Here is a 26,037-nt window from a genome sequence, read left to right on the forward strand (position 1 = left end):
CACCGGCGATGAGCATCGATCTGATCCACGACCTGGTGTCGGCCGCGGCCACGGTGGCCCCGGACCGCGCCGCCGTCGTCGGCGCCGACGGTGAATCGATCAGCTTCGCGCAGTTCGACTCTCAGATCCGTCGGCTGGCATCCTGGGTGGCTGAACACAGTGCACCCGGGGAGCGCATCGCGGTGGTCGCCGACAACAGTCCCGACTATGCCCGGCTCTACTATGCCGTTCCACGCAGCGGTCGCATCCTCACATTGGTCAACCAACGCCTCAGCGCCACAGAGCAGCTCACCGCGCTCGACGCGGTCGAGCCGACCCTTGTACTCGGCGACCGCGGTTACCTGGACTCACTCCCCCGTGCCGCGGTCACCTTCGATGATGTTGACTGGCAACGTTTTCCTGCTGACGAGGCCGCCCATACCCCATTGCCCGACGACCCGGCCTGGCTGCTGTTCACCAGCGGATCGACCGGCACCCCCAAGGGCGTGCTGCACACCCACCGCTCGATCACCACCGCGGTGCGCGGCACGGTGGCGGGCCGGGGAGTGCAGCCCGGCGGGGTCTACCTGCTGCCGTTCCCGATGTGCCATATCGCCGGTTACAACATGTTGGTACACCACTCGCGGGCCTCGACGGTGCTGCCGGTACCGGCTTTTCGGCCAGACACGTTCGTCGCGACGGTGCACGCGCACGGCGTCACCTCATGTTCGTTGGCCCCGACCATGTTGCACAGCCTGTTGGCCCACCTTGAGGAGACCGGCCAGACTCTGCCGACCCTGCGCGATATCGGCTACGGTTCGGCGGCCATCCCGGCCGACCTGTTGCGCCGCGCCGTCGACACGTTGGGGGTGGGGTTCCACCAGGGCTACGGTATGACCGAAACCGGCGGCAACGTCACATTTCTGGGCCCGGACGACCATCGCAGCGCCGACCCGGCAATCCTGCGCAGTGCCGGCAGACCGCACGCCGAGGTCGAGATACGGATCGCGGCGAACGGTGAGATCCTCGTCCGTGGAGCACAGGTCGCCACACGGTATTGGCCAGACCGTCCGGTGACCGTCGACGGCTGGTTGCACACCGGCGATATCGGCATCGTCGACGAGCACGGCAGGCTGGTGGTCACCGATCGACTCAAGGACGTCATCATCACCGGCGGTGAGAACGTCTCCTCGCGCGAAGTCGAGGACGTGCTGTCACTGCATCCCTGCGTCGAGCAGTCGGCGGTCGTCGGCGTGCCGGATCCCTACTGGGGCGAGGCGATCTGCGCTGTCGTGGTGGCGGCGAGCCCGGTGAGTGCCGAAGAACTGATAACCCATGTGCGTGCCCGGCTCACTGCGTTCAAACGTCCGAGGCATGTGCTCTTCGTCGACCGCTTGCCGTTGACCAGCAACGGCAAGGTAGCCAAGGAGGCTGTGCGCCGCCAGGCCCGGGCGGCGCTGTAATCAACGGTGGTTCAGGCCGGCGCGCTCGACGCTGAGCAGGCTCTCGGTGTGATGCTCGGCGTGGTATGCCGCGCCGCCACCGTTGAGTCCGAAAAGCCGCTTGCTCCACAACAACCACACCACCGCCACGATGTTGATCAGCACCGCGAGCACCCGCAGTGCGGTGACCTTCTCGGTCAACTCGTAGATCTCCAACGGCAGGAAGGCACTGGTGGCTATGACGGCGAAATACTCACCCCACCGCTTCATCGACCACAGCCCGACGGCCTCGATCAATTCGATGAGGGCATAACCGATCAGGCCTATGCCGACCCACAGCAGGGTGGTCTCCGACAGCGTGAAGGCCTCACCGATGTGCTGCACGATCTTGGAGTCCTCGATGTTCCACCCGATCTGATCGCTGAGCGGTTTGATCAAGGGCAACTCGGCCTCGAACTTCTGCTGGTATTCAGCTCGCGCGCCACGCAGCTTGAACACCGCCACCGCACCCAGCAGGACGATCAGCGCCCGGACGACCCGTTCGACGGCCAACACTCGCATCAGGGTGCGGTCGCGCAGCAACCGGCCGCGCGGAACCTCGGGCGCGGTGTCGGCGGGGCCACGGCCGCGCGGTGGACCCACCACGAACGTCTCGCATCGCAGGCAGCGCCACGCCTGACCGACCGGGGTCTCCACCCGCAGCCGGTCGCGCAGCTCGGGCTCGTCAGGAGCGAATGTCGCATGCCCGTGCAGACCGCACGAGCGCAAGGCGAAATCGATCCGCATCGCATCCTCCCGGCGCCGGCCCGCCACCTCGGCGCGCCTCCTCGTACCGTAAGCGTACGAGGGCGCCGAGCGCGGCGGTCAGTCCGGGCACCGCGGGCATGCTCGGCTCGAGGTCACTCGGGTGCCGTGTGGTGAGCCGTCCAGGCCTGCCACAGCCGGGCGTAACTGCCCTGCGCCGCGACGAGTTCGTCGTGCGTACCCTCCTCGGTGATCGAGCCGTGCGCCATCACCACGATGCGGTCGGCGGTGGCCGCCTGGGTCAACCGATGCGCCACGACGAGCGTCGTGCGGTCGGCGGTAACAGCTGCCGCGGCCCGCTCCAGGTCACGCGCGCCGAGGCTGCCCGCCTCCGCGGTCGCCTCGTCGAGGATCGCCACGGCCGGATCGAGCAACAGCAACCGCGCCAGCGCAACCTGCTGGGCCTGGGCGGCGGTGAGTTGGTGCCCGCCCTCACCGACGATGGTGTGCACACCGTCGGGGAGCGCGGCGACCCACTCCCCGGCACCGACGGAGTGCAGCGCATTCGCGATCTCGTCGTCGGAGGCATCCGGTGTGGCGAGCCGCAGATCGTCGGCGAGCGGGCCGGCGAACACGTGGACGTCCTGGCTGACGATGGCCACGTTCCGACGACGCTGCTCGGCGGTCATCTCCGCCAGCGGTACACCCCCGATGCGCACCCCGCCGCGCTGCGGGTGCAGTACCCCGGCCGCGATACCGGCCACTGTCGATTTACCGGCACCGGTCGAGCCTACGAGGGCCACCCGTTGCCCGGGCTCCAACCGAAGGCTGACATCGCGCAGGACGGGATGCTCTTCGTCATAGCTGAATTCGAGATTGTTCAGCTCCATTGAGGTATCGCGTGGTTGCACACCGACACCGCCGGCCACCGGTGGTGCCGGGATGCTCACCAGACCGACCAACCTCGCCAGGCTGGCGCCCGCGGATTGCGCCTCGTCGGCGGTGAACAGCAGCATGCTGATCGGATTGAAGAGTCGATGGAACAGTAACGCCGCGGCGGTTGTCTGACCGACGGTGACGGCACCGTCTGCGACCAACCAGTAACCGGTCACCAAAATGACGGACAGCCCGATGAATTCGGAACCGTTGACGCGCCCGACGAACCGGGTGAAAAAGGTGAACACCCCGATCGAGATGTCCCGCACCCGCGCCGAGGCATCCTCGATATCGTGCTGATGGGTGGTGTGTGCGTGGTAGGCGTGCACGGTGGGCGCGCCGAGCATGCTTTCCATCAGCACCTGCGACCGCTCGGCGATGACCCGCCGCTCCTCGGCATACCTGGGTGCCGACCGCGGCAGATACCAGCGCAACGCCCACAGGTAGAACGGGATCGAGAAGGCTCCGGCGATGGCCAGTCGCCAATCCACGCCGAGCATCGATGCCAGTGTCAACACGGTGAGCATCAGCGCCGAGAACATCGTCGGGATGACCTCGTTGACACCCTTGGCAATGGTCGCAACGTCCGTGCTGACCCTGGACAGCAGATCTCCTCGTCCGACGCGCTCCACCGTCGTCGTCGGCAGGTCGAGGGCCCGGTCCATACCCGCCTCGCGCAGATCGGCCAGCATCACCGAACCCAGCCGGGCGATCAGATAATTCGATGCACCGGTTGCCGCGCCGCCGACGAGCGCCGCGGCGATCAGCACGGCCGCAATGGCCGCGATCACCGAGGACGGTGAGCCATCGATGATCCGATCGACGAGCGCGCCGAGCACGTAGACCGGCAGGATGGCGGCACCAGCGGCGAGGATGCCGACCAGCACCGTGCCGACGAGTACCCCAAGGCGAGCGCGGAGTTCGCGGCGCAACCACCGCCACGTCGCGCGACCGCTCGCGACCGGCAGGATGTCCGCGCTCATCGCAGCACCGCCGCGCGATACTCCGGACGCTGCATCAGATCCTCGTGGGTGCCCTCGAGCGTCACCCGGCCCTCGTCGAGGAGGAGGACGCGGTCGGTCACCGCCAACAGGGCCGGACTGCAGGTCACGATCACCGTGGTGAAGTTCGACGGGTGCCGACCGTGGCGCAGCTGCGCGATCCCCTGCGCCACGGCAGCTTCGGTGACGGCGTCGACCGCCGTCGTGGGTTCGTGCAGCACGAGCACGGGCGCTGCCCGCAACAACGCGCGTGCCAATGTCAACCGCTGACGCTGACCGCCCGACAGACTGGAGCCGCGTTCGGTCACGATGTGGTCGAGGCCCTCGGGATGGGCATCGACGACATCGACGGCATTCGACGCATGCAGCGCCAGGGCCAGCGCGTCCGGATCGCCCTCACCGCCGAGGTTGCTGCGCACCGAACCGGTGAACAGGTCGGCACGGTGCGGTTCGACCAGCAGGGCACGGCGCGCCTCGTCGAGCGCGAGATCCTCCAACGGCGTACCCGAGAGCGTGATCTCACCGGTGTACTCCTCGCGTGCAACACGGCCGGACAACACGCCGACCAGAGCTTCGGCGTCACTCAATCTGGTCGTGACCACCCCGACGAACTGTCCGGGTGCCACCGTCACGCTCACATCCCGGAGCCCGCCGTACCCGACCCGGTCGATCGCGATGCCGTGTGGCGGAGCGCCATCGAGCACCGCAGCACCGGGGGTCAGAGCGAACGTCGCGTCCTCGATCCAGCCGACGCGTTCGGCCGAGGCGCGTGCCTCGGCAACCCAGCTCGGGGCCTCGGCCATGGTGCCGAACGGCTCGAGCAGGAATTGAGCGAGTCCGATCACCGTGATGAGCTGTCCGACGGTGATGTCCCCCCGCAACGCCAGCCAGCCGGCCAATACCGCGATCCCGACCGCCAGCAACGAGCTCAGCACGCTGGAGAAGCCGAGGTACACGCCCTGGGCGCGCGCGGCGCTGATGCTGGCACGCAGTGCATCCCGACTGACGGTCCGGTAGCGCGCGGCCGCGGCCCGTTCGGCGCCGATACCGCGCAACGGCCGCAGTCCGGCAACCAGATCAGCCGACATAGCGGTCGCCTCACCGGCGGCCTCCTGCTGTTCGGCAACCCGGCGGGTGATCACCGGTCCGCCGAACTGCAACGCGAACAGGATCACCGGCGTGCCGATCAACACCGCGAGACCGAGCGGCACGTCGATGGTCAGCAGCACCGTGGCGCACACCACGATCGCGGTCACCGCACCGGCGATCCGCGGGATGTAGTCCAGCAGATACGAGACATTGTCGGCGTCGGTACTGGCGATGGACAACAGTTCACCGGAGCGCTGCGAGGTCCGTAGCCGCCGCGGATCCAGAATCCTGGCTGCCAGGTCGATGCGCAGTCGGTGCCCCTCGGTGGCGATCGCCCGCATCAAGTGCCGAGCGCCGAATCGGTAGCACGAGGTCAGCGTTGCGAACAGGGCCGCGAGCACGCCGACCCAGATGACCAGCTGCGTGGCATCACCGGGTTTGACGGCCCGGTCGACGATCACGCCGATGAGTACCGGAACCATTGCCTCACAGAGCTGATGGCCACAGATCAGCAATGACCCGCTGGTCAGCAGGCGCGCATTACGGGTGACGGTACGCCGCAGGATGGCTGCCCCGGTCCGGGTCCGCCCGGCACCGCTTTCGGCGGTGGCATCAGAGCTCGCGTCATCCAAAGGATTGCCCGACAATGAAACTCCTCGGCGGTGGCATGGTTTCCGGAGCGCCTGCCGCGTGCCCGGTCGAACATCCCGACACTAACAAAGCCGAACAGCGGCAACGCAAACCATCTGGCTCGGCGCTGCACAGCTCAGTGGCCGACCGCCAGTTCGGGGGTCCGCTCGACCAATCCCACCCGCTCGGCGATGGAGTCGACGATCTCGCCGCTGCGTACCGCGATGTTGGACAGCAACGACGAACTGAGCCCGTGCGTATGCTCGGTACCACCTTGCAGGTAGATCGCTCCGGAGATCTGCTTGCTGACCTCGAGTCGGTAATCGCGGGTCAGCTCGGGTCGATCTGGTCCGAATCGACCTAGGTCGTAGAGCTCACCGAGCATGTCGGGAAGCGGCATCGGGATGAAGCCGGTTGCGTAGACCACGGCGTCACAGTCCAACACCTCGACCGAGCGGGTCGGCAGATGCTCGATCGTCACCTGCACACCGGTGTCACTCTCGACGGCCTGTCGCACCTCCGACGCACCACGGAAGAACAATCGTCGTCGACCGGCAACGCGCTCGGCATACTCCTTGGTGTACAGGTCCTCGATCAGCGGAAGGTCCACGCAGGAGTAGTTGGTCGACCGGTGGTAGTCGATCAAGCGTTGGCGCACAGATGTTTCCGCGGAATAGAAGTCGTCGACGGCGGCAGGATCGAAGATCCTGTTGGCGTAGGGACTGTCATCGGCCGGACTGTATCCGTACTTCGCGAAGACCCCGTGAACTTCCGCGTCGGGATACGTGGAATGCAGGTAGTCGGTGACTTCCGCGGCGCTCTGGCCCGCACCCACCACGACGAATCGATGGTGTGTGGTCGACGGGACGTCCTTGATCTTGGTGAGCAGTTCGTTGTTGTGGAATTGCCGCGCAGTTTGGGTGACACCGCGCGGCAGTTGCGGCTTGAGTCCGCCCGCCAACACGACCGTCCTGGCCAGCAGGGTCTCTCGCCGCGACGTCTCCACGTCTTCGACATCGATTGCCAGGCAAGGCCCCTCATCGCGCACAGCGACTGCCCTGGTGCCGTAACGCACCGTTGCCGCTACCCGCTCGGCGGCCCACTCCAGATAATCGTGGAACTCCAGACGCGTCGGGAAGAAGGTCTGGTGGTTGATGAAGTCGTTGAGACGCCCGCGATCGGTCACATAGCTCAGGAACGTGTACCGGCTCTGCACGTTGCGCTGACTGGCGAGATCCTTGAGGAACGAGATCTGCATGGTCGTGCCGGGAATGAGCATCCCAGTGTGCCAACCGAATCGGGGCTTCGCCTCGACGAACTCTGCGGTGATCCGCCCGGCGCCGGGTCGTTGTTCGTTGAACTCCTCGATCGCGATGGCCAGGCCCAGGTTGGACGGACCGAAGCCCACGCCGACGACATCGAGGACCCGCCGGCCACCGTCGGTGCGGTTGCCGTTCACGGCGGTGCTGGACATCAGGCTCCCGTGAGCTGGTCGACAGCCCCGGGCACCGGCTCGGACGGATCGGCACCCAGCGCGACGATGCGGTTGTCACCGTCGACGTGGACGACCCGCGGAATGTGTTCGCCGAGCTTGCTTTCCTCGACGGTGCGGTAGGTGAGGATGATCACCAGGTCACCCGGGTGCACCAGATGCGCTGCAGCACCGTTGATTCCGATCACGCCAGAGCCGGCCGCGCCGGTGATTGCATAGGTGGTCAGACGCGCTCCGTTGGTGATATCGACGACGTCCACCTGTTCGCCGTCGAGGATGTCGGCCGCTTGCATGAGATCCTGATCGATGGTGATCGAACCGACGTAGTGCAGGTCAGCTTGGGTGACAGTGGCGCGATGCACCTTGCCCCCCAACATGGTTCGGAACACAAGTCCCTCCATCACTTATTGAGTTCGACTCCCCGCAGACCTACGGATCTGCGTTCAAGCGTAGGTTAACCTACCCTTATATCGACCACAACGCTACATCCCGCCCCGGCCCCCGGCGGCCTCACCATCGCCCCGAAACCGGTACCTGTAGGTACCACCGGGGCGGGACACCACAGTCAGGAAAATGTTCGCGTGCGTCAGTAACGCCCGAGATCAGGCGACCTGCACCACGTGCGCAGCGGAATCACCGATCCGGGCCGCAGCGTCACCGATCATCGTGCGAAGCAGTGCCTTCTGTTCCCGTTCGCCCCGGGCAGCGTCTGCGTCGGCGAGTTCGGGCCGCGCGAGCACCCGCAGACTGCGCAGCACATTGACCGGGAGACGCAACGCCGGATACCACGGCAGCACGTAGGCCGGCAGCCCCAGCGCACGCATCGCCCGCGGGCCCAGGAAGGCGCTCGTCACCGACAGGTGCTGCGCCCGGGCCAGCCTGCGGCGGATACCGCTGAGATTCGCGAAATGCCACCCCATCGGATCCTGGGCCATCGGCACAGCCAGGGCCCTGGTGGAATCGTCGGGCTGCGCCAGCGCAGTCAACGTGTGGAACAACACCCGGATGCCGTCGGGGTAATCGCGCGGTAGCCACTCGTCGTCGACCCCGATGAGCCAGCCGACATAGCGGGTCAGGTGCGCAATGCCGGCATAGTCCGCCGGTGAGAGCAGCAGACCCATACCGATCCCGCCCGCAGAGGGCGCGATCAGTGCACCGACCAACGTGGCCGCCATATCGGTCTGGTTGATCGGCAGACCCCAGTCCGCGCCGCGCCAGTCCGGCAGCGCCGCCACGTGGCGTCGCACCATCGCGTGGATCAGCCGAACACGCAGGGTCGACCGGTAGCCGACACCACCGAGATCCATCCCGTTCTCGGAGATGACATCCATCGCCCATTGCATCGTCTCGGCGAATCGTTTGTTCGACCCCTTCTCCAGCGCACCCGTGCGCACCAGGGTCTTGTTGAACCCGGAGAACTGGTATCCGCCGAGCAGCGACACGTCACGCGCGATGTACATCCCGTCGGCACCGCTGCGGCGCATCGCCCGTTCACCACGCCGGACCAGGTCCCAGTCGACCCAATCGGGCACCGTCTCGACGAGCTCGAAGAATTCGCGCAGTGGCGCCGGGGCGTCCGTGATCTCGGCGATCCCGCGAGCCGCCGCACGTTCGAAGAGCGGACGCGTTTCCGCCATGCCGGCCTGCAGCATCCACTCCACCAGCCGGTCGGCGGCCTCGTCACCGACCGTCAGCCGCTCACCAAGCCTTCGCCACTGGTCCTGGTCAGGTTCGCCCAGTCCGAGCAGACCGGCGAGCAGCCGGATGGCGCCGGGCACCGGCCCCGGACGTTGCGGGTGACGCGTCGGCACGCTCATCTCGTTCCCCTTCGCACCACTTTGGATTACACGCGTCGTCCGAATTTAGGGCGCGGGTAGGGTGCTGTCAATGAACCGCGCGAAGGTGGAGCGGGATTACGGCGGGATCAGCGCGGCCGACCGCCGTGCCGACCGCCGTCACCGTCTGCTCGCCGCGGGTCGCCGGCTCTGGGGCGAGTCCGGGGTTGCGGAGGTCACCGTCCGCGGGGTGTGCGCCCAGGCCGGGCTGATCACGCGGTACTTCTACGAGCAGTTCGACAATCGCGAGGCGCTGATCTTCGCGGTCGCCGATGATGTCCGGGATCAGCTGTTGGCCGCGATGGTGACCGCCGGCGTGGGCGATCCCGGCACGCTGGCCGACAAACTGCGCTCGGCGCTGACGGCGTTCCTGGAGATCATCGCCGCCGACCCGCATGTGCACCGGATTTCCACCGGCGACGTCAGCACCGTGCCCGGTCTCACCGAACACCGCGGCAAGATCCTGGACCTGATCACCGATGAGGTGACTCGGCGTGCCCCCGACGTGCTCGACGGTGAGGTGCCCGGACCGAACGAGTTGCGGCGCGGAGCACTGTTCATCGTGGGCGGGGTCAACCAACTCATCGAGGACTGGCTGCGCGACCCGGTGTTGGCCCCCGCCGAATTGGCGGGGATCGCCGCCGACATGTGCGTGGCCTACTTCCGCGGGCTCGCGCACTCCCCCACCCAGTGATTTCGGCGCGCTGACGATCGCTGAGCGAGCACGAGCGCGCCGAAATCGTCGGGTCAGCGCGCGACGGGCCAGGCCCACACGGACATGTCACCGCGCGGGTAGTTCATGCAGACCGCGGCCGCCTTGGCCACCACACCCTTGTTGTTGAAGAAGATCTTGGCCCAGTTGCCCCACCGGGTGGCCACCTGCTCGTAGTAGATGTTGGTGGCGGTGTCCTCGGAGTACTGCCGCCGGCCCGCGGCATCCAGCGAGTAGAACCAGTGGATCCGGTCGACCGCCATCTGCTGGACATCGAGCGGGCGATTGCTCTTGTCCAGCATGTACCGCTCGAAGTAGATGGGACTGGTGTCCCGGGCGGCGGCCAGATACTGCTCTGCGTCGCACTGGGTTTCGATCTGCTTACTCGGGATCGGGTACTCGTCGGTGGCATCGGCCTGGGCCGACGGCGAGCCGAGCAGCGCCGCCGACAGCGCGGCGACGATCGCCATGAGCGCGGCCCGCACGGGCCGGTTGTGGGTGTGAATGTTCATGGCTGCTCCTGATTCGCCGTCAACTTGTCCAGGTGCACCGGGCAGTACATCCGCAGTGCGGTACCGAGGAACTGGTACACCTGCTCGGTGCTGTTCGTACGAGCCAGGTTCTGCGCCAGGAACTCCGCGGAATCCGTTGCGGTGGCGTCGACTCCGGTGTCGAACCGCTTGCAGCTGATCTTGGCCATCCAGGCGTTGAAGTCCCGCTGGCCGTAGATCCCGAATCCGTGCAGTTCGTTGGCGAAGTCGGTGTCGCGGTCGGCGACCGCGGTGGCGGTCCCGATCGGCAGCACCATCGTCACCGCCGCGGCCGCCGCGATCACGAATCGTCTCATGAGAGCACCTCTTCCGGGCTGCGCTGCAACGGTTTCGGCCACGGCTGCGGCTTGGGGCGTGGCCGCACCTGCAGCGGCCACCAGAACCACCGACCCATCAGCGCGGCGATCGACGGTGTCATCAACGACCGCACGATCAGGGTGTCGAAGAGCAGACCCAACCCGATGGTGCTGCCCACCTGGCCGATCACGATCATGTCGGACACCAGCATGCCGATCATGGTGAAGGCGAACACGAATCCGGCTGCGGTCACCACGGATCCGGTGCCGGCCATGGACCGGATGATCCCGGTGTGGATACCGGCGTGCACCTCTTCCTTCATGCGGGAGACGAGCAGCAGGTTGTAGTCCGCACCGACGGCCAGCAGCACGATCACCGACATCGGTAGCACCATCCAGCCCAACGGGATACCGACGATGTGTTGCCACACCAGGACCGAAAGGCCGAACGCGGAACCGAGACTGAGCACGACGGTGCCGACGATGACGGCGGCCGCCGCGACGGCCCGGGTCAGGATCACCATGATCAGGAAGATCAGGATCAGTGAGGCGACCGCGGCGATCAACAGGTCGTAGTCGGCGCCCTGCTGCATGTCCTTGTACATCGCGGCGCTACCGCCGACGAAGATGGTCGATCCCTCCAGCGGGGTGCCCTTGATGGCGTCGGCGACGGCGACCCGCATCGGATCGATGCGCTCGGTACCGTCCTCGGTCAGCGGATCACCCTGATGGAAGACCGTGAAGCGCACGGCCTTTCCGTCCGGCGACATCATCAGCTTCATACCGCGCTGGAAGTCCGCGGTCTCGAAGGCCTCGGGCGGCAGGTAGAACGTGTCGTCGTTGCGGGCGGCATCGAAGGCCTCCCCCATCGCGGTGTTGTCGTCCAGGTTGGCCATGTTCTGGTCCTGCTGCATGCGCTGCGCCTGGTACTGGTTCAGCATGATCTGCTTCTGGTTCTTCAGCGTCTGGATCTGTGCCGGCAGTACCGCAGCCATCTGTGGCGTGAGCCGAGCCATCTCCTGCAGATCGGGGACGATTTCGGTGAAATCGTCACTCATGGTGCTGATGCCGTCCAGGCTGTCGAACACCGACCGCATCGACCAGCACAGCGGGATGTTGAAGCAGTGCGGTTCCCAGTAGAAGTAGTTGCGCAGCGGCCGGAACTGATCGTCGAAGTCGGCCAGGTGATCACGCACCTCGTTGAGATTGTCCGAGGTGTCGGACATCTTGTCCGCCATCCGCCGGGTCACCTCGGCGAGTTGCAGCGTGACGCTGTACATGGTTTCCATCGAGTCGATGCTCACCTGCAGGTCGTTGGCCTGCTGCAACGTGTTGTCCAGCACCGTCTGCTGGAAGTCGTTGTTCATGATCTGGCCGTTGCCGCTCTGGGACACGGTGTAGGCCAGCGTCGAATGCTTGATCGGCTTGCCGTCGGGCCGGGTGATGGTGGTGACCGAGGCGATACCGTGCACCTTGATCAACGCCTTGGCGATCTTGTCGATCACCAGGAAGTCCGCCGGATTACGCAGATCGTGGTCGGCCTCGACCATCACCAGATCGGGATTCATCTTGGCGTCTGAGAAATGCCGGTCCGCGGCGGCATAGCCGACGTTGGCGGGCACGGTGTCGGGCAGATAGATCCGGTCGTTGTAGGTGGTGTGGTAGCCGGGCAGGGTCAGCAGGCCGATCAGGCACAGCACCATCGCACCGACCAGGATCGCGCCGGGCCAGCGCACCGTGGCGGTGCCGAGCTTGCGCCAACCACGCGCCCGCCCAGTGCCCTTGGGCTCCAGCACCTTGCCGAACCGCGTCACGATCGAGATCAGCGCGGGCCCCATCGTCAGCGCGGCGGCCACCACGATCGTCATGCCGACGGCCAGCGGGAAGCCCATGCTCTGGAAGTAGGGCAGTCGGGTGAAGTGCAGGCACAAGGTGGCGCCGGCGATCGTCATACCCGAGGCCAGCACCACGTGTGCCGTGCCGTGGAACATGTCGTAGTAGGCGTCTTCGCGGTCCAGTCCCGACCGGCGCGCCTCCTGATATCGCCCTATCAGGAAGATCGCGTAGTCGGTGGCCGCGGCGATGGCCAGCGTCACCACCATGCTGGTGGCGAACGTCGTCAGGCCGAACACCTCGTAAAAGCCGAGGAACGAGACGATTCCGCGCGCGGACAGCAGGCCGACGAAGACCATCGACATGATCACCACCGTCGTGACGACCGACCGGTAGATGATCAACAGCATCACGATGATGATGCCGATCGTCACGCTCTCGATGGTTTTCATGCTGGCGTCACCGACGATGTTCTGATCGGTGGTCAGCGCTGCGGGACCGGTGACATATGCCGCGACTCCGGAAGGTGCTGGCGTACTTTCTACGAGGTCGCGCACCGTCTGCACCGACTCGTTGGCCAGCGCCTCGCCCTGGTCACCGGCGATGTACACCTGCACATAGGCGGCCTTGCCGTCGATGCTCTGCGCACCGGCCGCGGTCAGGCTGTCGCCCCAGAAGTCCTGGACGTGCTGGACGTGTTTGGTGTCGGCGTTGAGCTTTCGGACGATCTCGTCGTAGAAGGCATGCGCATCGGCGCCGAGAGGTTGGTCGCCTTCGAGCACGATCATCACCGAGCTGGAGGTGTCGTACTCCTGGAATTTCTCGCCGACATGCTTGGTGGCGATCAGCGCGGGCGCATCGTTCGGGCTCATCGAGACCGCGCGGAGCTTGCCGACCTCTTCGAGCTGCGGGACGACGGTGTTCAGGATCGCGACGATGGCGATCCAGATGAGCACGATCGGCACGGCGAAGGCGCGGATGAAGCGCGGCAGCTTGGGCCGGCTGGCGGCGGCGTGGCGGGCGGGCGGGATGGGGCCGGTCGGCGCATCGTCCAGGGAGGTGCTCATGCGGCCTTCACCAGGCAGTAGGTGGCGGCGTTCATACCTTCAGCCGTCCTTTCGTCTTTGACCTCGTCGTCGACGGTGACGCGGCAGCTGATGGAGGAACCGTCGCCCTGGGCCATGATGTTGGGCATCACCGAGGGCAGCGTGGTTTCGAGGGTCAGGGTCCAGGGCAGGCTGACTTCGCCTGTGCGCTGGGGCTTCCCGTCCAGATCGGCGTAGTTGATCTTGGCGTAGGAACCGGTGCCGAAGATCTCGTATTTCACGACCTTCGGGTTGAAGTTCTCGGCGGTGTCGGCGTCGATCGGGGTGACGATGGCGCCGTCGGAACCGAATACCGAACGCAGTTGCGAGACGGTCAGACCGCCAATCACGATCGCGCCGACGATCAGGACGGGTAGCCAGACCCGTTTGACGACGTTCACCGGCCGGCTCGAGGCGTACCGGAACCGCTGCTGCGCAACGCGTTCACCGATCCTGAAATCCCCACGACTGATCAAGCCTTTCCATCAGGTGTTACCGCGCGACGATGGGCGGCGAGCGATCCTGAGAGAATCTAAGCTTCCGAAGTGGATAGAGTCAATCCGTTTCTGGCCAACGGTAAGCCTCATCACTAAAGTGGGTCACGTGATTGACAAACCATGCCGCGGCCTGCGCAAGGACGCCGAGCGCAACAGACAGCGTGTGCTGACGGCCGCGCGCGAACTGTTCGCAATCAAGGGCATGGAAGCCACCCTCAACGATGTCGCCCACCACGCGGGCGTTGGCGTCGGTACGGTCTACCGCCGCTTCGCGACCAAAGAGGATCTCGTCGAGGCGATCTTCGAAGACGGTATCGCCGAGGTCGTCGAGTTGGCCGACAAGGCTCTGCAGCACGAGAATTCGTGGGAGGGGTTCGTCTGGTTCATCGAACGGCAATGCGAGCTCGCCGCCACCGACCGCGGCCTGCGACAGATGATCTACAGCCGCGCCTACGGCGGTGACCGCGTCGACTGCGCCCGCGAGGAGCTGGTGCCGCGGGTCTACCAACTCGTGGAACGAGCCCGCCGCGACGGCTACCTGCGACCCGATATCCAACACCCCGACACGCCGATCATGGGCCTGCTCGCCGGCACCGTGAGCGAGTGGGCGGGCGATGTGGATCCCGATTTGTGGCGGCGCTATGTCGCCCTGCTGCTGGAGGGCATGCGTAACCGGCCCGATATCAAACCCCTCGGTGTGGAACCACTGAACGAGGAACAGATGCACGAGGCGATGCACGGCTGGGATCCGGCGAGCTGAGGCAAACCCGTCGAATGTGAATCGTCGTCGGAGATCGGCGCCATTCGCCGCAGAGGATTCACACTCGGCGTGGCGATAAGACGAGAAAAGGCCCCAGGCGGGATGCCTGGGACCTTCTCGAACGTGGAGCTAAGGGGATTCGAACCCCTGACCCCCACACTGCCAGTGTGGTGCGCTACCAACTGCGCCATAGCCCCGTTTGTTGTGCTGTAGAAACGTACACCACAGCCCCGCAGAGGTTCAAAACGCCTGGTCAGGGCACCTCACCACCGGCCTCTGGGCCCAATGGACGGGCCGGCGTGTGCCCGGCGGGCGGCCGCCGGTGGGTTTCGGGGGCGAAAACCCAGGCCAGCGCGGCCAGCAGCATGATCGCCCCGCTGATGACGAAAGCCCAGGAAAACGACAGGTACTGGGCGATCAACCCGACCAGCAGCGAGCCGCCGATCGACCCGACATCGGCCATCATCTGGAACGTCGCCACCGCCGTCCCGCCCCGCGACCTGCTGCCCACCACATCGGCGACGGCGGCCTGCTGCGGCGAGACGAAGATGCCCGTCGCCGCACCCGCGATATAGGCGGCCACCAGGAACACCGGCAGCGAGGTGGTGAACCCGACCGCCCCGGTGGACAACGCCGCCAGTGTCAGCCCGACGATCAGCAGCGTGCGCCGCCCCAGCCGGTCCGACAGATACCCGCTGGGGATGACGACGGAGATGTTGCCGACCGCGAACGCGGTGAGCGCCAGCCCGGCCACGCCAGGGCTGCCGCCCAACACCTCCACGACGAACAGCGGGACCAGCGCCACCCGCAATCCGAACGAGGCCCAGCCGGTCGCGAAATTGGACAGCAGCGCCGCCTTGTAGGCCCGATGGGCGAATACCGTTCGGAACGGCACCGGCGGGCCGTCGTCGCCATCGGAAGAGGCGATCACCGCCGAGTTGCGCAGGCTGACGAACACGACAGCCGCGGCCACCAGCAGGGCGGCACCGTAGATCAGGAACGGCGCCGACAGGCCCAGGCCGGCGGTCAGCGCACCGAGGATCGGGCCGCCCACCGAGCCGATCATGAACCCCGACGAGAAGAGCCCGGAGACCCGTCCTCGGGCGTCGGGGGGCGAGATCCTGATCATCAACCCCAGCGAGGACACCGTGAACATCGCCGACCCGACCCCGCCGAGCGATCGGAACAGCAGCAACTGCCAGTACGTGTCGGCCAGCGCACAGGCGCCGGTGGACAGCGCGACGATGATCAGCCCGCTGATGTAGACGCGTCGCTCCCCCAGCCGCTGCACCAGGAATCCCGCGGGTGGCGCGCCGGCCAGCCGCATGATCGCGAACGCGGTGATGACGAAGGTGGCCGCGGCGATGCTGACACCGAAGTGCCGGGCGTACTGCGGCAGGACCGGGGCCACCACCCCGTAGCCGAGGGCGACCACGAAGTTCGCAGCGGCCAGTATCCAGACCTCCCGCGGCAACCGCGGCTTGGGTCCGGTCTGACAGTCGTCCTCCGTTCGAGAGCTCACCCGATGACTGTATTGACCACCGACTTGGCGGCCTCCTGCACCTCCGCCAGGTGCTCGGGGCCCTTGAACGACTCGGCGTAGATCTTGTAGACGTCCTCGGTGCCCGACGGCCGCGCGGCGAACCACGCGTTCTCGGTGGTCACCTTCAACCCGCCCAGCGCGGCCCCGTTGCCCGGCGCCGCGGTGAGCTTGGCGGTGATCGGCTCACCGGCGAGCTCGGTGGCGGTGACCTGATCGGCCGACAGTTTGGCCAGCCGCGCCTTCTGCTCCCGGTCGGCGGGGGCGTCGATGCGCGCATAGGTCGGCGCACCGTACCGCTCGGCGAGTTCGGCGTAGCGCTGCGACGGCGTCGACCCGGTGACCGCCAAGATCTCCGAGGCCAGCAGCGCCAGGATGATGCCGTCCTTGTCGGTGGTCCAGGTCGTCCCGTCGGTGCGCAGGAAGGACGCGCCGGCGCTCTCTTCGCCACCGAAACCGATTGTGCCGGTGACCAATCCGTCGACGAACCATTTGAAGCCGACCGGCACCTCGACCAGCGTGCGGCCCAGCCCGCCGACCACCCGGTCGATGATCGAACTGCTCACCGCGGTCTTGCCGACCGCGGTGTCCGGCGACCAACCGGTCCGGTGGGCGTAGAGGTAGTCGATGGCCACGGCCAGATAGTGGTTGGGGTTCATCAGCCCGCCGTCGGGGGTGACGATGCCGTGCCGGTCGGAGTCGGCGTCGTTACCCGTCGCGATCTGATAGCTGTCCCGGTTGGCGATCAGCGAGGCCATGGCGTTCGGTGAGCTGCAGTCCATCCGGATCTTGCCGTCGGTGTCCAGCGTCATGAACCGCCACGTCGCGTCGACCAGCGGGTTGACCACCGTCAGGTCCAGCTTGTGGGTCTCGGCGATCGCCGCCCAATAGTCGACGCTGGCCCCGCCCAGCGGGTCGGCCCCGATCCGCACACCCTCGGCGCGGATCGCGTGCAGGTTCACCACATTGGGCAGATCCGCGACGTAGGCGTTCAGGTAGTCGTGGCGCTGTGCGATCTGCAGGGCCCGCGCCAGCGGGACACGCCGCACATCTTTGAGACCGCCGCGCAGGATCTCGTTGGCGCGCTTGGCGATCACCGAGGTGGCATCGCTGTCGGCGGGCCCACCGTTGGGCGGGTTGTACTTGAAGCCGCCGTCGCGGGGCGGGTTGTGCGACGGGGTGACGACGATCCCGTCGGCCAGGTCGGCATCTCTGCCGCGGTTGAACGTCAGGATGGCATGGCTGACGGCCGGAGTCGGGGTGTAGCGGTCGGCGGCGTCGATCATGGCGACCACCTCGTTGCCGGCCAACACCTCCAGCGCCGACACCCAGGCCGGCTCGCTCAGCGCGTGGGTGTCGCGGCCGATGAACAACGGTCCGGTGGTGCCCTGCGCGGCGCGGTACTCGACGATGGCCTGTGTGGTCGCCAAGATGTGCGGCTCGTTGAACGCACCGTCGAGTGCCGAACCGCGGTGTCCCGACGTGCCGAACACCACCTGTTGGGCGACATCATCGGGATCGGGTGCCACGGTGTAATACGCGGTGACCAGATGCGGCAGGTCGACGAGATCTTCTGGCTGTGCCGGCTGCCCGGCTCGCGGATTGGCCACCATGGGTCCATCCTTGCCTACCCGCGGGGCGTGTGTCTCCCCGTACTCGCAAGCCCGTCACAAGTTCTCCGCAAGTGGACACCGACAAGGTGATCGCCATGAACAGCTCCGAACAAAAAGCCCAACTCTCCGCCGTCGAGCCCGACCTCAGCGGGATCCTGCTCGCCCACCGCGCGATGGTCACCGATATCGGCCGGCTCGCCGAGCTGACCACCGCCATCGCCCAGCGCCGCACCCCGTGCAGTGTCAGCCGGGCTCGCGCCATCACCCGCTACGTCGCGTTGATGTGCGAGTCGATCCATCACCACCACACCATGGAAGACGATGTGCTGTGGCCGATCATCGAGTCCTCGGCGGCCGGGCTGGTCGACCTGACCGAGCTCACCGATGATCACGCCACCCTCGATCCCCGACTGGACCGGCTGCGCACGGTCGCGACGGCGTTCGCCCGCTCCGGGGATGCCGAGCTGGCCCGCCCGCTGGCCGCCGGGCTGGCCGATCTGCACCGGTTGCTGCACGCCCATATCGCCGACGAGGAGCGCGAGCTGTTCCCGGTGATCCGCAGGCACGTCTCGGTGGCGGATTGGCAGGCCGTGGAGACCGCGGCCCGCAAGACCGGCCGGTTGTCCTTCGAGGGGCCGCGGGTGTTGGCGGTCGCCACCGACGCCGAGCGCGCCACCATCGCCGCCGAGCTGCCCGCCCCGCTGATGCTGCTGCTGCGGTTTCTGACCTGGCGGCACAACCGGTTCGAGCGCACCGTCTTCGGCTGAGTCGCGACGCCGAGAGTGACGCTACGGCCGCTCCTCTCGGGCAATTCTGTGCCTTTACGTCACTCTCGGCGCGAGCATTCAGTCGAGCAGGGCCTGGGCTGCCGCGCGGAGTCGGTCGGTCACCTCGGCGGCGGCCCGCCGATAGTCCGCTGCGCGACGGTGGTCGCCGGTGGCCTCGGCGACGGCGGCCAGCGCATCGTCGACCGGGCCGGTCAGCAGCGTGCCGTTGTCCAGCCCGGCGAACCGGCCGGAGTAGGGCCGCAGCTCCTCGGCGGTGCGCACCGCCACGTCGAGGTCGCCGACCAGCACCGCGGCGTGTGCGCGCAGGGTGGCCATCGCGACGAAATAGAACGATCGCTCGTTGGGTATCCGCTCGGTCCAGATCTGGGCTGCCTCGTCCGGTCGGCCGGCCTGATGCAACGCGATCACGGCGCCGTCGGCGATCATCCTGGACACGTGACGATGTACCGCGACCAGTTCGTCGGCCATCGGCGCGAGGCTGCCGCGGACCAGGTTCGCGCTGACCCGCCCGACGATCCCGATATGGGCGCCGTTGGCGACGCCGTACTCGGCCAGCTTCGCCGATACCGCGACATAACCGCGTTCACCCTCGTCGGTGTGCCCGGCCAGCACCGCCAGCTGCGCGCCGAAGGCGTCGAGGACACCGAGCAGGAAGCCGAGTTGTCCGGTTCCTGCCCGCGCGACGGCCTGGTCGACGTGTGCGGCGGCGCGGGCCAGATCCGATCGCCCGGAGGCATCCAGGAAGGCGAACCAGTGCGCGACCGCCTGGTAGTCCACGGCGTCGAGCTCTTCGGCCACCGAAAGCATCTCGGCGAGAACGTTTTCCCGCTCCTGTGCGAGATCGGGTCCCAGGCATGCGAAGGCCCGCACGTTGAGCACCGCCAGCAACAGCCGACGGTCATCGATCCCGCGGACCAGCTTTAGCGCCTCGGTACTGGCGGCCAGCGCGGCCTCGTGCTCGACACCCTCGAGTTCGGTGAACAGGGTCAGCAGCAGGCGGATTCGGGTCGGGGTGCGCCGCTCACGATCCAGCACACGGCGCAGCGGACCGATGATGACCGGGTCGATCTGATCCCCGGCCCGCACCCGCCAGACCAGTGGGCTGGTCGACGCGGTCAGCGCCCGCACGGCCAGCGCGTCGTCGTGCCCGATCGCGGCCATCGTGCGGTGCAGCTCCTCGCGGGAGCCGAGCGCATCGCCGGCCTGGGCGAGTGCGGCGATCAGCCCGCAGCGCGCCGCTGTCGCGGTCGCCTGGTCGGCACCGGCGAGTTCGAACATCTGCACCGCACTCCGCCATTGCCTGGCGGCCTCGGCCGGGGCACCGACGGTATCGGCCTCGGCCGCCGCATTCATCGCGAAATCCGCTGCCTCCATGGAAGTGTCGGCTGTGGCCGCAGCGACGGCATGGTATGCCAGCGATGCGGCATCGGCACTGCGCCCGCGTAACATCTGCAGCGCCGCGGCGTGCAGCCGGGACCGCCGCAAGACCGACATATCGTCGTACAGGGTGTCACGAATGAGGTTGTGCGCAAAACGAATCCGGTCCGGTGCCGATTCTTCCACCAGACCGGTCAGGACGGCGGGCTCCAGCGCGTCGAGCAATGCATCGTCATCGCTGCGGGCGAGTTCGCCGAGCAGGGTGATATCGACCTCGCGCCCCAGCACCGCGGCCTGACGCAACGCGGTGGCGGTCTGCGGTGGCAACCGGGCCAGCCTGCGGCGCACCACATCACCGACCCCGGCAGGCACTCCCCCGTGTGCGGCGTCGATACCCTCGGCGACCATCAACCGGACGAGTTCCCGTGCGAACAAAGGGTTACCGCCGGTGCGTTCGCGCAGCAGCCGCAGCGTCTCGGGAGTCACCGCCACCAGGCCGGAGTCGGTCGCCAACTGCGTCAGCGCCGCGTCATCGAGACCGTCGAGCAGTATGTGTGCCGCGGTGAGGTTGGCAAGCGCCGCCCTGGCCTGTCCGAGTTCGGCACCGGCCTCGGATGGTCGGTAAGTGCCGATGACCAGCACCGGCTGGGCGGCCAGCCGGTCGGCGGTCAGCCGCAGCAATTCCAGGGTCAGACCGTCGGTGCGATGCAGGTCGTCCAGGACGACCAGCAGCGGCGCTCGTCCGGCCGCCTGCTCCAACACATCGGCCAGCGCATGCGCGGTCCAGAACGCGCCGATCTCCCCGACCGGCCCGCCGGTGTGCAGCAGCGGTGCCAGTGCGTCGGCCTGCTCGACGGACAACGACGCCGCGAACACGCGCAGCACCTCGGTCCACGCCCAACCCGGCGGGGCACCGTCGACTTCGGGGCTGCGTCCGGCGGCCACCACCCAGCCGGCCTCGCGCAGCCGGTTCGCGGCCGCATCGACCAGTGTCGTCTTGCCGGCCCCGGCCTCGCCGCCGATCCACACCACCTTCAGACCACCTGCCGCGGCGGTCGCGGCACCGGAGAGCTCGGCGAGCTCCACGGTGCGGCCGCGCAGCGCGGTGTTCGTCCGCACCTCGTGCTGCGGCGCCACCGCGACCGGTTCCAGCTCGATCGGTTCGAGATGATCGGCCTGACGCAGGATGTCGCGTTCCAGGTCCCGCACCGCCCGGCCCGGTTCCAGGCCGAGTTCGTCGACGAGGTAGCCGGTGGTGCGGCGCAAGACGTCCAGTGCGGCCACCTGACGGCCGCTGCGATAGTGCGCCGAGGCCAGCAGGCAGGCCGCCGCCTCCCGGGCCGGGTGCTCACGCACGACGGGTTCGAGCGCGCGCACCACGGCGGCGTGATTATCCAGTGCCGCTTGGGCGGCGGCGTGCGCCTCGACCATCGCCAACCGCAACTCGGCCAGACGGGCGACCTCGGGAGCGGCCCACAGGGCATCGCGCACTTCGGCATAGGGATCACCGGTCCAGGCCAGCACCAGATCCTGTAGCCGCTCGGCTTGCTCATGGGGCTGCGCGGGCGAGCGTTCCGCGGAACCGTAACCGGCCTCCAGTGCCCACACATCGACGGCGCCGTCGGGCAACCGCAGGCAATAGCCGGGCGCAGCACTGACGATCACCTGTGCGGGCGCCCGGCGCTCACGGCCGGGTTCGAGCACCCGGCGCAGATGCGAGATGTAGGCCTGCAGCGCGGCCAATGCCTTCGGCGGTGGCTCTCCTGCCCAGAGATCCTCGATCAGCCGGTCGACCGAGACCACCTCACCGTGGGCGAGCACCAACCGCAGCAGTACCGACCGTTGTTTCGGGCCACCCAGATCCACCGGTGCGCCGTCGACCCATGCCCGCAACGGCCCCATGACGCAAACCCGCACCGGGGAAGGAACCTGGGCTGTCATGGTGTGCCGACCTTATCGGGCGGACGATCACGCTACATACTCTGTCAGTGGCGCTCACCGATCGACGGGAACTGGCCGCGGTCTTCGTGGGCGGCGGTATCGGCACCCTGGCGCGCGCCGGCCTGGTGCACGTGCTGGCCGTACCGCCCGGGCACTGGCCGTGGGCGACGTTCATCGTCAACATCGTCGGGGCCGCGCTGCTGGGGGTGGTGGCCACCCGACTGGCGGCCACCGACTACCGGCGATCGCTGCTGGGCACCGGGTTGTGCGGGGGCCTGACGACGTTCTCCACCATGCAGGTGGAGACGGTGACGATGCTGGAGCACGGTCAGTACGCGCTGGCCGCCGGCTACGGCATCATCAGCATCGCGCTCGGGTTGGCGGTGATGCACCTGTGCACGGTGCTGGCGAGGCGGGGCATGCCATGACCGTCTGGCTCGGGGTGTTCCTGATCGGCGGCGTGGGCGCGGTGTGCCGCATGCTGGTCGATCGCGTCGTGTCCCGGCACGTCAGGATCGGCTTCCCGATCGGCACATTCACGGTGAACATCAGCGGGGCCTGGCTGCTGGGCCTGCTGAGCACGCTGGCACTCGGCCCGAATGCCGCACTGCTGGCCGGCACCGCGTTCGTCGGTGCCTACACCACGTTTTCCACCTGGATGCTGGAGACCCAACGGCTCGCCGAGGATGCCCGCCGGCTGCCCGCGGCGCTCAACATCGTGCTCAGCGTGGGGGTCGGTCTGCTGGCCGTATGGCTGGGTCAGATGACCGGAGCACACCTCCGCGACGGATAGCACATCAGGTAAGCCTACCCTGAGTAAAATCTCAGGTGTAGGGTCGCCCGACATGGAAATCTCACAGTCCGACGCAGTGGATCCCCAGCTCCTGGCAATCCTGCGCGAAGACCTCAACATCGACGTCAGCCGGCTCAGCCGCGACTCGCGACTGGTCGACGACGCTGGCATGGACTCGGTGGCGTTCGCGGTCGGCATGGTCGCGATCGAGGACCGTCTCGGCGCGGTACTCGACGAAGAGGACCTGCTCAACTGCGAGACCCTCGGCGACCTGGAGCAGGTCGTCATGGCGAAAATCCCTTCGGCGCAGGCCAACCCGTGAGCGCAGCGCCATCGGTCCTGGCGCAGGCGTTACGCGAGTCGATGACCTCGACCGACCGCGCGCTGGCCGTCCTGGACACCGCTGCAGGCACCTGGAACCGCCACCCGTGGGGTGAGATCCACGCGCGCGCCGAGAACGTGGCCGCCCGGATCTGTGATGACGAGGCACCCGCGGTCGGCTTGGTCGGCGATCCCACCGTCGAGTTCATCTCGGCCATCCCGGGGGCTTTCCTGGCCGGCGCTGCGGTGTCGATCCTGCCGGGCCCGGTCCGCGGCGCCGACCCGAAGCGTTGGGCGCGAGCCACTTTGGACCGATTCGCCGGTATCGGGGTGCGCACGGTCTTCAGCCACGGCGCCCCGCTGCGCGAGCTGAGCGCCGCCGACAGCCATATCACCGTGCACGACGTTGCCGCCGTCGCGCACGCGCAGCGCTCCCACACCCATCACGGCGCCGTCGGCGACGCCCGTATCGCAGTGCTGCAGGGCACGGCCGGTTCGACCGGGACACCGCGGACCGCCGCGCTGTCCCCCGCCGCGGTGTTGGCCAACCTGCGGGCGCTGGTCGCCAGGGTCGGGGTCACCGAAACCGACTGCGGCCACTCCTGGTTGCCGCTCTATCACGACATGGGGCTGTCCTTCGTCCTGACCACGGCGCTGGCGGGTGCCGAGCTGTGGCAGGCGCCCACCACGGCGTTCTCCGCCCAGCCGTTCGGCTGGCTGAAATGGATCACCGAATCCCGGGCCACCCTGACCGCCGCGCCGAACATGGCCTACAACATCATCGGCAAGTACTCCGGCCTGGTCAGCGACGCCGACTTCTCGGCATTGCGGTTCGCGCTCAACGGCGGTGAGGCCGTCGACTGTGCGGGCAGCCGGCGTTTCGCCGAGGAGATGGCCCGGTTCGGACTCGGCCCCGGTGTACTGGCACCGTCCTATGGTCTTGCCGAATCCAATTGTGCGGTGGCCGTTCCCGCCCCAGGGCAGGGATTGCGGGTCGACGAGATCCAGGTCGTCACCGACGACGGCGGATACCGGCGCACCCACGCCGTGCTGGGACCCGCCATCCCTGGCATGGAAATTCGGATCGTGGCAGCCGAGCAGTACTCCGGCGGAGTCGCCGACCGTGAGGTCGGCGAGGTGCAGATCCGCGGTACCTCGATGATGCACGGCTACCTCGGCGAATCACCTCTGGACGGTCGAAGCTGGTTCCCGACAGGAGATATCGGCTATCTGCTCGACGACGATCTGGTGATCTGCGGACGCGCCAAGGAGATCATCACCGTCGCCGGACGCAACATCTTCCCCACCGAGATCGAGAATGTCGCCGCGCGGGTGGACGGTGTGCGGGCCGGCGCGGTGGTCGCCGTCGGCACCGACGGCCCGGCCACCAGGTCAGGTCTGGTGATCGCCGCGGAGTTCAAGGGTGCCGACGAACCGGCGGCCCGCACCGCCATGGTGTCGCTGATCGCCTCCGAATGTGGGGTCGTCCCCGCCGATATCGTCTTCCTGGCGCCCGGATCGCTGCCGCGCACATCCTCGGGCAAGTTGCGGCGGCTGGAAGTCAAACGCAATCTGGAAGGTGCTGGACAGTGACGATGGTCGACGAATCACCGGCGGCGACACTCGACGAGTTCGAACACCTGCTGGACAGGGTGTTCGACGACCGGGTGCGACACTGGACCGCCGAGGCCGAGCGCACCGACACCTTTCCTCGGGAACTCATCGAATACCTGGGTCGCGAAGGCGTTTTCGAGGCCAAATGGGGAACCGACCAGCAGCCCGACGTGGCCAAGGTGATCGCGCTCGCTTTGCGGCTGGGCAAGCTGGGGTCCGCCGGTATCGCGGTCGGGGTGAGCCTGCACGATTCGGCCATCGCGCTGTTACGCCGATTCGGCCGCACCCCGCACCTGAAGTCCATCTGCGAGCAGGCCATCCGCGGCGAGGTGGTGCTGTGCGTCGGCGCCTCCGAGGAATCGGGCGGCTCGGACCTGCAGATCGTCGGCACGACCGTTCGATCGGTCGGCGAGGGCTTCCAGGTGACCGGTATCAAGAAGTTCGTCTCGCTGTCCCCCATCGCCGATTACGTCATGACGGTGGCGCGCAATATCGACAATGATTCAGACAGCAGGCACGGCAATGTCGTGGTGATCGCGGTCCCGCTCCGCGATCCGGGCGTCCAGGTCCAGCAGCCGTACAAGAAGGTCGGCGCCGGGCCACTGGACACCGCCGCGGTACACATCGACACCTGGGTGCCCGCCGATGCGCTGATCGCCCGCGCGGGCACCGGGCTGGCCGCCATCTCGTGGGGTCTGGCGCATGAACGGATGTCGGTGGCCGGGCAGATCGCCGGTAGTTGCCAACGCCTACTGGGAATCACCCTGGCGCGCATGATGAGTCGCCGTCAGTTCGGGCACACCCTCTACGAGCACCAGGCACTGCGGATGCGGGTCGCCGACCTGCAGGCCCGGGTCGACATGCTGCGGCACGCGTTGAATGGTATCGCCGCAGGCGGCAAACTGGACCTGCGCACCGCGGCCGCGATGAAGGTGTGCGCGGCCCGCCTCGGCGAAGAGGTGGTCTCCGAATGCATGCACATCTTCGGCGGCACCGGATACCTGGTCGACGAGACACCGCTGGGTCGGTGGTGGCGCGATATGAAGCTGGCTCGTGTCGGCGGCGGGACCGACGAGGTGCTCTGGGAACTGGTCGCCGCCGCGATGAAACCCGATCACGACGGCTACACCGAGATGATGAACACCTCGACCGGCTAGCCGAAAAGCAC

General features: G+C 67.3%; 22 protein-coding genes and 1 tRNA gene. 9 read left to right on the forward strand and 14 right to left on the reverse strand.

Translation table 11 applies throughout. The features are described 5' to 3' along the window. Nucleotides 1–8 precede the first annotated feature (8 nt). On the forward strand, nucleotides 9–1,442 hold the full coding sequence (locus IC40_RS0116770; RefSeq protein ID WP_030135859.1) for an AMP-binding protein: 1,434 nt from the start codon (nucleotides 9–11) through the stop codon (nucleotides 1,440–1,442). On the opposite strand, the gene IC40_RS0116775 is transcribed toward IC40_RS0116770, so the two are convergent. The 6 genes from IC40_RS0116775 to IC40_RS0116800 form a co-directional block, all read right to left on the reverse strand. Beyond that, nucleotides 1,443–2,207 (reverse strand): DUF2127 domain-containing protein, encoded by a 765-nt coding sequence (locus IC40_RS0116775; RefSeq protein ID WP_030135860.1) that lies wholly within the window; start codon nucleotides 2,205–2,207, stop codon nucleotides 1,443–1,445. It lies immediately after the preceding gene. Between the two features lie 113 nt (nucleotides 2,208–2,320). Then, a complete protein-coding gene (locus tag IC40_RS0116780) occupies nucleotides 2,321–4,084 on the reverse strand; it encodes an ABC transporter ATP-binding protein (protein ID WP_030135861.1) in 1,764 nt (587 codons plus the stop codon). Then, entirely contained in the window at nucleotides 4,081–5,823 is a 1,743-nt protein-coding gene (locus tag IC40_RS0116785) for an ABC transporter ATP-binding protein (RefSeq protein WP_042509537.1), read from the reverse strand. The genes IC40_RS0116780 and IC40_RS0116785 overlap by 4 nt, the downstream gene beginning before the upstream one ends. A 134-nt stretch (nucleotides 5,824–5,957) precedes the next feature. Beyond that, nucleotides 5,958–7,295: a lysine N(6)-hydroxylase/L-ornithine N(5)-oxygenase family protein gene (locus tag IC40_RS0116790; RefSeq protein WP_030135863.1), complete on the reverse strand. Its 1,338-nt coding sequence runs from the start codon at nucleotides 7,293–7,295 to the stop codon at nucleotides 5,958–5,960. After that, the gene (panD, locus tag IC40_RS0116795; RefSeq protein WP_030135864.1) at nucleotides 7,295–7,702 is read right to left on the reverse strand and encodes an aspartate 1-decarboxylase; all 408 of its coding nucleotides are present in this window, start codon (nucleotides 7,700–7,702) and stop codon (nucleotides 7,295–7,297) included. Before panD ends, IC40_RS0116790 begins: the two co-directional genes overlap by 1 nt. Before the next feature lie 213 nt (nucleotides 7,703–7,915). Then, nucleotides 7,916–9,130: an oxygenase MpaB family protein gene (locus IC40_RS0116800; protein ID WP_030135865.1), complete on the reverse strand. Its 1,215-nt coding sequence runs from the start codon at nucleotides 9,128–9,130 to the stop codon at nucleotides 7,916–7,918. Between the two features lie 70 nt (nucleotides 9,131–9,200). Here IC40_RS0116800 and IC40_RS0116805 point away from each other — a divergent pair, with 70 nt between their 5' ends. Continuing rightward, nucleotides 9,201–9,842: a TetR/AcrR family transcriptional regulator gene (locus IC40_RS0116805; RefSeq protein WP_030135866.1), complete on the forward strand. Its 642-nt coding sequence runs from the start codon at nucleotides 9,201–9,203 to the stop codon at nucleotides 9,840–9,842. A 53-nt stretch (nucleotides 9,843–9,895) separates the two neighbouring features. Here the strand turns inward: IC40_RS0116805 and IC40_RS0116810 are convergent, their stop codons facing one another. The 4 genes from IC40_RS0116810 to IC40_RS0116825 are packed head-to-tail and all read right to left on the reverse strand — an operon-like array spanning nucleotide 9,896 to nucleotide 14,026. Further along, entirely contained in the window at nucleotides 9,896–10,330 is a 435-nt protein-coding gene (locus IC40_RS0116810; RefSeq protein ID WP_042509639.1) for a DUF5078 domain-containing protein, read from the reverse strand. A 38-nt stretch (nucleotides 10,331–10,368) separates the two neighbouring features. Continuing rightward, nucleotides 10,369–10,707, reverse strand: a complete 339-nt coding sequence (locus IC40_RS0116815; protein WP_030135868.1) for a DUF732 domain-containing protein — start codon at nucleotides 10,705–10,707, stop codon at nucleotides 10,369–10,371. Beyond that, nucleotides 10,704–13,607: an MMPL/RND family transporter gene (locus IC40_RS0116820; protein WP_030135869.1), complete on the reverse strand. Its 2,904-nt coding sequence runs from the start codon at nucleotides 13,605–13,607 to the stop codon at nucleotides 10,704–10,706. The genes IC40_RS0116815 and IC40_RS0116820 overlap by 4 nt, the downstream gene beginning before the upstream one ends. Beyond that, nucleotides 13,604–14,026, reverse strand: coding sequence for an MmpS family transport accessory protein (locus IC40_RS0116825; RefSeq protein WP_030135870.1), 423 nt, complete (start codon nucleotides 14,024–14,026; stop codon nucleotides 13,604–13,606). The genes IC40_RS0116820 and IC40_RS0116825 overlap by 4 nt, the downstream gene beginning before the upstream one ends. A 202-nt stretch (nucleotides 14,027–14,228) precedes the next feature. On the opposite strand from IC40_RS0116825, the gene IC40_RS0116830 reads away from it, so the two are divergent. Then, nucleotides 14,229–14,882 carry a TetR/AcrR family transcriptional regulator gene (locus tag IC40_RS0116830; RefSeq protein ID WP_036462954.1) on the forward strand — a complete coding sequence of 218 codons (654 nt, stop codon included), beginning with the start codon at nucleotides 14,229–14,231 and terminating at the stop codon, nucleotides 14,880–14,882. Nucleotides 14,883–15,006: 124 nt separating this feature from the next. Here IC40_RS0116830 and IC40_RS0116835 read toward each other — a convergent pair. From IC40_RS0116835 to pgm, 3 genes are all read right to left on the reverse strand, one after another. Further along, a tRNA-Ala gene (locus tag IC40_RS0116835) sits at nucleotides 15,007–15,079 on the reverse strand. 56 nt (nucleotides 15,080–15,135) lie between these two features. Then, complete coding sequence (locus IC40_RS0116840) at nucleotides 15,136–16,404, reverse strand: MFS transporter (RefSeq protein ID WP_030135872.1); 1,269 nt, start codon at nucleotides 16,402–16,404, stop codon at nucleotides 15,136–15,138. Further along, on the reverse strand, nucleotides 16,401–18,035 hold the full coding sequence (gene pgm, locus IC40_RS0116845) for a phosphoglucomutase (alpha-D-glucose-1,6-bisphosphate-dependent) (protein WP_030135873.1): 1,635 nt from the start codon (nucleotides 18,033–18,035) through the stop codon (nucleotides 16,401–16,403). The genes IC40_RS0116840 and pgm overlap by 4 nt, the downstream gene beginning before the upstream one ends. 71 nt (nucleotides 18,036–18,106) lie before the next feature. On the opposite strand from pgm, the gene IC40_RS0116850 reads away from it, so the two are divergent. Then, nucleotides 18,107–18,802, forward strand: a complete 696-nt coding sequence (locus IC40_RS0116850) for a hemerythrin domain-containing protein (protein ID WP_030135874.1) — start codon at nucleotides 18,107–18,109, stop codon at nucleotides 18,800–18,802. Nucleotides 18,803–18,880: 78 nt separating this feature from the next. Here IC40_RS0116850 and IC40_RS0116855 read toward each other — a convergent pair whose 3' ends face one another. Then, a complete protein-coding gene (locus IC40_RS0116855; protein WP_030135875.1) occupies nucleotides 18,881–22,141 on the reverse strand; it encodes an ATP-binding protein in 3,261 nt (1,086 codons plus the stop codon). 47 nt (nucleotides 22,142–22,188) lie between these two features. Between IC40_RS0116855 and crcB (IC40_RS0116860) the strand changes: the two genes are divergently transcribed. Genes crcB (IC40_RS0116860) through mbtN form a run of 5 tightly spaced genes read left to right on the forward strand, consistent with a single transcriptional unit; the run spans nucleotide 22,189 to nucleotide 26,026 of the window. Continuing rightward, nucleotides 22,189–22,569: a fluoride efflux transporter CrcB gene (gene crcB / locus IC40_RS0116860; protein ID WP_030135876.1), complete on the forward strand. Its 381-nt coding sequence runs from the start codon at nucleotides 22,189–22,191 to the stop codon at nucleotides 22,567–22,569. After that, a complete protein-coding gene (crcB, locus tag IC40_RS0116865) occupies nucleotides 22,566–22,934 on the forward strand; it encodes a fluoride efflux transporter CrcB (protein WP_030135877.1) in 369 nt (122 codons plus the stop codon). The genes crcB (IC40_RS0116860) and crcB (IC40_RS0116865) overlap by 4 nt, the downstream gene beginning before the upstream one ends. Nucleotides 22,935–22,986: 52 nt before the next feature. Next, entirely contained in the window at nucleotides 22,987–23,256 is a 270-nt protein-coding gene (locus IC40_RS0116870; RefSeq protein ID WP_030135878.1) for an acyl carrier protein, read from the forward strand. 17 nt (nucleotides 23,257–23,273) lie between these two features. Then, a complete protein-coding gene (mbtM, locus tag IC40_RS0116875) occupies nucleotides 23,274–24,848 on the forward strand; it encodes a long-chain-fatty acid--ACP ligase MbtM (RefSeq protein ID WP_081843474.1) in 1,575 nt (524 codons plus the stop codon). 2 nt (nucleotides 24,849–24,850) lie between these two features. Beyond that, nucleotides 24,851–26,026: a mycobactin biosynthesis acyl-ACP dehydrogenase MbtN gene (gene mbtN, locus IC40_RS0116880; RefSeq protein WP_030135880.1), complete on the forward strand. Its 1,176-nt coding sequence runs from the start codon at nucleotides 24,851–24,853 to the stop codon at nucleotides 26,024–26,026. Nucleotides 26,027–26,037: the final 11 nt, after the last annotated feature.

The organism is Mycolicibacterium neoaurum ATCC 25795 (assembly GCF_000691525.1).
GTDB lineage: Bacteria > Actinomycetota > Actinomycetes > Mycobacteriales > Mycobacteriaceae > Mycobacterium > Mycobacterium neoaurum.

Excerpts from the sequence above, each read along its gene's own strand:
- IC40_RS0116770 (WP_030135859.1), top strand. The coding sequence starts at position 9 with ATGAGCATCGATCTGATCCACGACCTGGTGTCGGCCGCGGCCACGGTG.
- IC40_RS0116775 (WP_030135860.1), bottom strand. The coding sequence starts at position 2,207 with ATGCGGATCGATTTCGCCTTGCGCTCGTGCGGTCTGCACGGGCATGCG.
- IC40_RS0116780 (WP_030135861.1), bottom strand. The coding sequence starts at position 4,084 with ATGAGCGCGGACATCCTGCCGGTCGCGAGCGGTCGCGCGACGTGGCGG.
- IC40_RS0116790 (WP_030135863.1), bottom strand. The coding sequence starts at position 7,295 with ATGTCCAGCACCGCCGTGAACGGCAACCGCACCGACGGTGGCCGGCGG.
- IC40_RS0116800 (WP_030135865.1), bottom strand. The coding sequence starts at position 9,130 with ATGAGCGTGCCGACGCGTCACCCGCAACGTCCGGGGCCGGTGCCCGGC.
- IC40_RS0116805 (WP_030135866.1), top strand. The coding sequence starts at position 9,201 with ATGAACCGCGCGAAGGTGGAGCGGGATTACGGCGGGATCAGCGCGGCC.
- IC40_RS0116810 (WP_042509639.1), bottom strand. The coding sequence starts at position 10,330 with ATGGCGATCGTCGCCGCGCTGTCGGCGGCGCTGCTCGGCTCGCCGTCG.
- IC40_RS0116815 (WP_030135868.1), bottom strand. The coding sequence starts at position 10,707 with ATGAGACGATTCGTGATCGCGGCGGCCGCGGCGGTGACGATGGTGCTG.
- IC40_RS0116820 (WP_030135869.1), bottom strand. The coding sequence starts at position 13,607 with ATGAGCACCTCCCTGGACGATGCGCCGACCGGCCCCATCCCGCCCGCC.
- pgm (WP_030135873.1), bottom strand. The coding sequence starts at position 18,035 with ATGGTGGCCAATCCGCGAGCCGGGCAGCCGGCACAGCCAGAAGATCTC.
- IC40_RS0116855 (WP_030135875.1), bottom strand. The coding sequence starts at position 22,141 with ATGACAGCCCAGGTTCCTTCCCCGGTGCGGGTTTGCGTCATGGGGCCG.
- crcB (WP_030135877.1), top strand. The coding sequence starts at position 22,566 with ATGACCGTCTGGCTCGGGGTGTTCCTGATCGGCGGCGTGGGCGCGGTG.
- IC40_RS0116870 (WP_030135878.1), top strand. The coding sequence starts at position 22,987 with ATGGAAATCTCACAGTCCGACGCAGTGGATCCCCAGCTCCTGGCAATC.
- mbtN (WP_030135880.1), top strand. The coding sequence starts at position 24,851 with ATGGTCGACGAATCACCGGCGGCGACACTCGACGAGTTCGAACACCTG.